The organism is Curtobacterium sp. USHLN213 (genome assembly GCF_037144815.1).
In the GTDB taxonomy this organism is placed as follows: Bacteria; Actinomycetota; Actinomycetes; order Actinomycetales; family Microbacteriaceae; genus Curtobacterium.
Genome location: NZ_JBBCYQ010000029.1, coordinates 1 through 1769 on the forward strand (window position 1 = coordinate 1; position 1769 = coordinate 1769).

The 1769-nt window shown below is 72.1% G+C and carries 5 protein-coding genes; all 5 read right to left on the minus strand.

The window, feature by feature from the left end:
• On the minus strand, positions 1-437 hold a 437-nt coding region (locus WFH25_RS19255; RefSeq protein WP_336699063.1), incomplete at its 3' end, for a hypothetical protein.
• Positions 434-1009 (minus strand): DUF6286 domain-containing protein, encoded by a 576-nt coding sequence (locus tag WFH25_RS19260; protein ID WP_092385863.1) that lies wholly within the window; start codon positions 1007-1009, stop codon positions 434-436. The genes WFH25_RS19255 and WFH25_RS19260, both read right to left, overlap by 4 nt.
• Before the next feature lie 9 nt (positions 1010-1018).
• Positions 1019-1333: a hypothetical protein gene (locus tag WFH25_RS19265; RefSeq protein ID WP_092385865.1), complete on the minus strand. Its 315-nt coding sequence runs from the start codon at positions 1331-1333 to the stop codon at positions 1019-1021.
• Positions 1330-1521, minus strand: coding sequence for a DUF2273 domain-containing protein (locus WFH25_RS19270; protein WP_070418041.1), 192 nt, complete (start codon positions 1519-1521; stop codon positions 1330-1332). The genes WFH25_RS19265 and WFH25_RS19270 overlap by 4 nt, the downstream gene beginning before the upstream one ends.
• Positions 1518-1769 (minus strand): Asp23/Gls24 family envelope stress response protein (locus tag WFH25_RS19275; RefSeq protein WP_336699064.1); only part of this gene is annotated, 252 nt, incomplete at its 5' end. The genes WFH25_RS19270 and WFH25_RS19275, both read right to left, overlap by 4 nt.

A 1769-nucleotide genomic window follows, 5' to 3' on the forward strand; every position in this document is an offset into this window, starting at 1 on the left:
GTGACGGCGTCGCCGCCGCGGCGGACCGCGACGCGGATGCGTGCGGCGCGTTGCCGTCGGACGAGGTACGTGTCGACGCGGGCGCTGATGACGTCGCGGACGCCGTCGAGTTCGTGGTCGACGACGTCGCGGACGAGGGCGACGTTGACGGTGACCTGGTCGTCGCCGGAGCGTTCCCGGACGGCGACGGACGTGCCGCCCCCACCGCGGGTGAACACCCACACCAACGCCAGCACGATCACCACGGCGCAGACCGCGACGATGATCCACAGCGACGACGCCGGCACGCTCAGCCGGTTCGGGAGCGTCGCGTAGGGTTCGACGGCGTCGCGGACGGCGGGCAGGACGCCCGCGCCGATGGTGATGCCGACGATGACCGCGACGAGGCCGAGGACGAACAGGATGATCCGGTTCAGGGTCCGGTTGCTCTTCGTCATGCGAGGGTTCCCTTCTCCTCGACCGTGACGCTGACGCGTCGGCCGAAGCGTTCGTCGAGCCCGGAGAGGCGGTCCCGGACGGCGTCGCGGATGACCGCGTCGTCGACGGGGATCCCGCTGACGGGCACCACCCGGACCGTGGTGGAGCGTCCGCGGGCGGTCGCGGACGCGTTGCCCTCCGGGACCCCGGCAGCCATCCCGGCGGCGTTCGCGGCGGTGGAGGCGAGGATGCGGGTGTCGATGACGACGGCACCACGGTCGTGGTCGATGACGGAGCGGTGCTGCCGGCCGGGCTTCAGGGCCAGGACGATCAGGACCACGCCGAGGACCAGAAGGACCACGGCGATGACTTCCGCGATCGTGACGAACGCGGCGTCCGGGCGGAGCGCGGCGTCGACGACGGTCTGCGGGTCGGCGAGCAGCGGGGGCCGGCCGATGGCGGCGAGGACCGCTTCGGTGCCGATCCACGCGGCGACCAGGGCGAGCACCACGAGCGACACCGCCACGGCGGTCGAGCGGGAGCGGTGCACGCTCCGGCGACGGATGCGTCGTTCGACGGAACCGTTGCTCATGATGGCCTCCTAGGCGATCCGGGACTGGTGCTCGCGCACGATCCCGGTGAGTTCGATGTGGGCACTGCCGACGCGGCGGCCGGTGAGTTCCCCGACACGGCCCTTGACCTCGTCCGCGACCCGGGCGGTGCGGGTGACGATGTCGTCGCCCGCGGCGATGGGGCCGGTGATGTCGAGCGCGAGCGCGCCGGAGGTGTCGCCGAGACCGACGCGCACCCGCTTGGCGGGGGCGCCGAGCCGTTCGGCTGCGACGGCCCGCGCCAGCGAGGTCAGTGCGCGAGCGGTGATCTCGACGCGGCCCGGGACGTCCGGGCCGGCGTTCACCGGGAGCTCCGGCGTCCGGTCAGCACGTCGGCGAGGGCACCCCGGTCGATGCGGCCGGTGACCAGCGCGGCCACGAGGGCCCCGACGGCACCGAACACGACCACGAGCACGAAGCCCCAGAACCCGAACTGCAGCGCCACGACGGCGAGGATCGCCCCGATGAGGGCTCCGATCAGTGTGTTGCTCATGCGACTCGCGCTTCCTTCTTCTCGTCGTCCTTGTCGTCGTCGTCACCCGGGATGAAAACGTCCTGCACGGTCACGTTCACCTCGGCGACCTCCATGCCCACGATCTGCTCCAGCGCACGGGCGACACCGGCGCGGACGCCGTCGGCGACTTGCTGCAGTGCGACGGGGTACTCCGCGACGATCACGATGTCCGCGGCGACCTGCTTCTCGCCGACCTCGACCTTGACGCCCTGACCGAAGTCACGCTG

Excerpts from the sequence above, each read along its gene's own strand:
- WFH25_RS19260 (WP_092385863.1), bottom strand. The coding sequence starts at position 1,009 with ATGAGCAACGGTTCCGTCGAACGACGCATCCGTCGCCGGAGCGTGCAC.
- WFH25_RS19270 (WP_070418041.1), bottom strand. The coding sequence starts at position 1,521 with ATGAGCAACACACTGATCGGAGCCCTCATCGGGGCGATCCTCGCCGTC.